This is a genomic window from Segeticoccus rhizosphaerae (assembly GCF_009192725.1).
Classification (GTDB): Bacteria; Actinomycetota; Actinomycetes; order Actinomycetales; family Dermatophilaceae; genus Segeticoccus; species Segeticoccus rhizosphaerae.
Genome location: NZ_VOHR01000281.1, coordinates 1 through 4,858, shown reverse-complemented (window position 1 = coordinate 4,858; position 4,858 = coordinate 1). Strand labels below are relative to the sequence as shown.

General features: G+C 68.8%; 4 protein-coding genes. 2 read left to right on the top strand and 2 right to left on the bottom strand.

Annotated features, from left to right (window positions below):
- Window positions 1–1,226, bottom strand: a 1,226-nt coding sequence (locus FRW57_RS17215) for a GNAT family N-acetyltransferase (RefSeq protein ID WP_162529403.1), incomplete at its 3' end; no start/stop codon positions are given.
- A gap of 114 nt (window positions 1,227–1,340) precedes the next feature.
- On the opposite strand from FRW57_RS17215, the gene FRW57_RS17210 reads away from it, so the two are divergent.
- Together FRW57_RS17210 and secA are read left to right on the top strand one after the other, a co-directional pair.
- Entirely contained in the window at window positions 1,341–1,679 is a 339-nt protein-coding gene (locus tag FRW57_RS17210; protein WP_274381649.1) for a GNAT family N-acetyltransferase, read from the top strand.
- An 84-nt stretch (window positions 1,680–1,763) separates the two neighbouring features.
- Window positions 1,764–4,556 (top strand): preprotein translocase subunit SecA, encoded by a 2,793-nt coding sequence (secA, locus tag FRW57_RS17205; RefSeq protein WP_152186568.1) that lies wholly within the window; start codon window positions 1,764–1,766, stop codon window positions 4,554–4,556.
- 125 nt (window positions 4,557–4,681) lie between these two features.
- On the opposite strand, the gene FRW57_RS24535 is transcribed toward secA, so the two are convergent.
- Window positions 4,682–4,858: Rv3235 family protein (locus FRW57_RS24535; RefSeq protein ID WP_338055377.1), on the bottom strand; the 177-nt coding region annotated here is incomplete at its 5' end.

Below are 4,858 nucleotides of genomic sequence, written 5' to 3'. Positions count from 1 at the left end.
CGGTCGGATTCCCGCCACTCGCGCAGCCGCAGTCGCTCGGTCTCCAGCACGGCCGGCACCGTCGGGGCCACGCGCGCCGCCTCGCGGTCGGAGGAGCGCAGCAGCTCGAAATGCAGGCCGTCCGTGGGGCCCTCAGGGTGGGCCATGACCTCGTGCTCGTGCCCCACCTGCACGAAGCCGGCCCGGCGTAGCGCCCGCTGCGACCCTCGGTTGCCGATGTCCGTCCCCGCCTCCAGCCGGTGCAGCCCCAGCCCTCCCTCGTCCTTGGGCGTGAACGCGTGCCCGACGACCAGGTCCAGCGCCTCGGACAGCGCGCCGCGACCACGCCCCTGCGGGTGCAGCCAGTAGGCGACCATGCCGGACCCAGCCATGAGGTCGAAGCCGAGGCGGAACACGTTGATGCTGCCCAGCGCCTCATCGGAGGCGGCGTCCGCGATGCACCACACCACGCTGTCGCCCTCGGCGGGACGCGCCCGCTGCTCCACCAGCCAGGCGTCGAACGTCTCGGTCGTCGGCACGAAGCCGGCCATGAAGGTCTGGCTGAGCTCGTCGGGCGCCTGGTCCGGTCGCGGACGGTCGTCCTCCCGCCAGGGACGCAGCCGGACGCGCTCACCCTCCAGCGTGGGGGTGTCGAGCCACTGCTTGGCCGGCTGCATCGGCGTGCCCTTGGCCAGCGTGCCGATCCACCCGTCGCGCCGCTCCCCGCGCTGCGCCAGCAGGCCGCGCACCGTGCCCTCCACCGTGAACCCGCACGACCACGCCACCCGCCGCGAGCCCCAGTTGCCGACGACGGCGCGCCAGTGCACCGTTTCGATGCCGTGCTCAAATGCATGGGCCAGGGCGAGCCGCACCGCCCGTGTCATCACACCGCGGCCTCGCGCCCACGGGTGCAGGCCGAAGCCCACCTCGGCGACGCCCTCGGGGGTGGGCCGGTAGTCGACCGACCCGGCAAATCGGGGTATGCCGTTCGGATCCTTGGCCTCGATCGCCCAGGCCCGCGTGCCGTGCTCGTCCGCCCAGCCTCCAGGCACGATGGTGCCGATGAACACCTGGGCCTCCTGCACGCCATACGGCTGCGGCACCGTGGTGAAGCGCACCATCTCCGGGTCGTTGCACTGCTGCACGATGTCGGCCACGTCCGACTGCCGGTGGGCGCGCAGCGTCACGATCCCGTCCGACAGCACAGGGACGACGTCGGGGTAGGCAGGGGAGAGGGCGCCGGGCATGTCGACAGCCTCGCCGATCCGCGGTCCCACAGGCAACGCGGTTTGGTCCGCACGGGGCCGCCCCGCCGATGTCCTGCGCCGCGGTCGCCCTGGCCGCCGCCGTGCAGGACATGAGTGGGGCCCCGGACCCAACCGTGGCAGCATGGCGGCATGGCAGACATCGACGTGACCGACGACCCGCAGACAGGACGCTTCGAGGCACGGGTGGACGGGGAGCTGGCCGGGTTCTCGGAATACCGCGTGCGGGACGGTCGCATCGTCTTCACCCACACGGAGGTCGACGACGCCTTCGAGGGAGAGGGCGTCGGCTCCGCCCTCGTGCGCACCGCACTCACACGGGTGCGTGAGGGCGAAGGCCTGCAGGTGGTGCCCCTGTGCCCGTTCGTCAAGGCGTGGATCGACCGCCACCCGGACTTCCAGGATCTCGTGGCTCCCGGGAACCCAGCATCGTGACCTGCCGTTGATCACTCATGGCCAGATTGCGACTAACCTAGGCGGGTCCGGCCCGACTGTCAGTAGTGCAACCAGGAGCTTTGCGTGCCCAAGATCGTTGAGAAGATGCTGCGAGCCGGCGAAGGCCGTGTGCTCAAGAAGCTCCAGGGCATCGCCAAGCAGGTCAACATCCTCGAGGAGGACTTCGAGAAGCTGACCGACGCCGAGCTGCGCGAGGAGACCGACACCTTCCGCAAGCGGCTCGCCGACGGCGACACCCTCGACAAGATCCTGCCCGAGGCGTTCGCCGCGGTGCGCGAGGCGAGCAAGCGGACCATCGGCAAGCGGCACTTCGACGTGCAGATCATGGGCGGCGCGGCCCTGCATCTCGGCAACGTGGCCGAGATGAAGACCGGTGAGGGCAAGACGCTCGTGGCGACCCTCCCGTCATACCTCAATGCCCTCGAGGGCAAGGGCGTGCACATCGTCACGGTCAACGACTACCTCGCCGAGTACCAGTCCGAGCTGATGGGTCGCGTCCACCGCGCCCTCGGACTCGAGACCGGCGTGATCCTGTCGTCCATGACGCCGGCCGAGCGGCGCGTGCAGTACCGCAAGGACATCACCTACGGCACCAACAACGAGTTCGGCTTCGACTACCTGCGCGACAACATGGCGTGGTCGACCGAGGAGCTCGTGCAGCACGGCCACAACTTCGCCATCGTGGACGAGGTCGACTCCATCCTCATCGATGAGGCGCGCACGCCACTGATCATCAGCGGCCCTGCCGACCAGGAGACGAACAAGTGGTATGTCGAGTTCGCCCGCATCGTGACCAAGCTCGAGCGGGGTGAGGACGGCCAGGGCGACTACGAGGTCGACGAGAAGAAGAAGACGGTCGGCGTCCTCGAGTCCGGCATCGACAAGGTCGAGGACCTGCTCGGCATCGACAACCTCTACGAGAGCGTCAACACGCCGCTGATCGGCTTCCTCAACAACGCGATTCGCGCCAAGGAACTGTTCAAGCGCGACAAGGACTACGTCAACCTGAACGGCGAGATCCTCATCGTCGATGAGCACACCGGCCGCATGCTGGCCGGGCGGCGCTACAACGAGGGCCTGCACCAGGCGATCGAGGCCAAGGAAGGCGTCGAGATCCAGAACGAGAACCAGACGTTCGCCACGGTCACCCTGCAGAACTACTTCCGCATGTACGACAAGCTCTCCGGCATGACCGGCACGGCCCAGACCGAGGCCGCCGAGCTGAACCAGATCTACAAGCTGGGCGTCGTCACCATCCCCACCAACATGCCGATGATCCGCGCGGACCAGGCCGACCTCGTCTACCGCACCGAGGTCGCCAAGTTCAGCGCCGTCGTCGACGACCTCGTGGAACGGCACGACAAGGGCCAGCCGGTGCTCGTCGGCACGACCAGCGTCGAAAAGAGCGAGTACCTCTCCGACCAGCTGCGTCGCAAGGGCGTCCCGCACGAGGTGCTCAACGCCAAGCACCACGAGCGCGAGGCCGCGATCGTCGCCCAGGCCGGCCGCAAGGGCGCGGTCACCGTCGCCACCAACATGGCCGGTCGAGGCACCGACATCATGCTCGGCGGCAACCCCGAGTTCACCGCCGTCGCCGCGCTCAAGCAGCAGGGACTCGACCCGGAGGAGACGCCGGAGGACTACGAGCGCGCCTGGGACGAGGCGCTCGAGAAGGCGGAGAAGGCGGTGGCGGCCGAGCACGACGAGGTGACCGAGCTCGGCGGCCTCTACGTGCTCGGCACCGAGCGGCACGAGTCCCGCCGCATCGACAACCAGCTGCGCGGCCGCTCCGGACGTCAGGGGGACCCCGGCGAGAGCCGCTTCTACCTGTCCCTGCAGGACGACCTGATGCGGCTGTTCAACGCCAACATCGTCGACCGCTTCATGCAGTCGGCCAAGATGGAGGACGAGGTCCCCATCGAGTCCAAGATGGTGTCGCGCTCGATCCAGAGCGCGCAGAGCCAGGTGGAGGCGCAGAACTTCGAGATCCGCAAGAACGTCCTGAAGTATGACGATGTGCTCAACAAGCAGCGCGAGGTCATCTACGACGAGCGTCGCCGGGTGCTCGAGGGCGAGGACCTCGAGGAGGAGATGCGCACCTTCCTCAACGACGTGGTCGTCGGCTACATCACCGAGGAGACCGGCTCCGGGTTTGCGGAGGACTGGGACCTCGAACGGCTGTGGAACGCGATGAGGTCGCTCTACCCGATCTCGCTCGACCTCGAGGAGATCGAGCAGATGGCGGGGGCGCGGGGCAACATCTCCGGCGAGCTCCTGACCGAGCAGCTGACCTCGGACGCGCAGACCGCCTACGACCAGCGCGAGGCGGAGCTCGGCTCCGAGGTGATGCGCGAGGTCGAGCGACGCGTGGTGCTGTCGGTCCTGGATCGCAAGTGGCGCGAGCACCTCTACGAGATGGACTACCTCAAGGAGGGCATCGGCCTGCGATCGATGGCGCAGCGCGACCCGCTGGTGGAGTACCAGCGGGAGGGCTTCCTGATGTTCCAGGCGATGAACGACGCGATCAAGGAGGAGTCGGTCGCGTTCGTCTTCCACGCCGAGATCGATGTCGAGGGGCTGCAGGCCGAGATCGCCGCCCGCAAGGCCGCCGAGGAGCGCGAGGAAGACAACAGCGAGGAGGCCGAGGCGCAGCCGGTCGTCACCGTCAAGGGACTGGAGGCGCCCCAGCCGGCCGCGCAGCTGCGCTACACCGCACCGTCGGAGGACGGCTCGGTGGAGGAGCGGAGCGTCCGCTCGGACGGCATGGCCACGGCCACCGCGACCGCCGGGCAGCCCTCTCGCGCGGAGCGGCGCGCGAGCGCCAAGAAGGGCAAGAAGAAGGCCAAGCGCCGCTGACCCCCACTTCTCGGTGGGATCTTCGTGAGGTTTCGGCCCTCTCAGAGGGCGCAAAACCTCACGATGATTCCTCACGAGTGGTCGGGATGGGGTGCTGGTCCCTTCGCGCCTGTGGCTCGCCGTCGTCAGCCCAGTTGGAGGGCTGTCACCAGCCACCGATGGTCCACGCCGGACATCCGTAGCGCCATCGCACGCACCCGGCCGCCGTCCAGGACCACGGCGCAGGCCTCCACCACCCCGTCGACCGGCTGGCACAGGTGCACGCTGCGCACGACCGCGCGACGACCGTGCGGCGCGCCCCG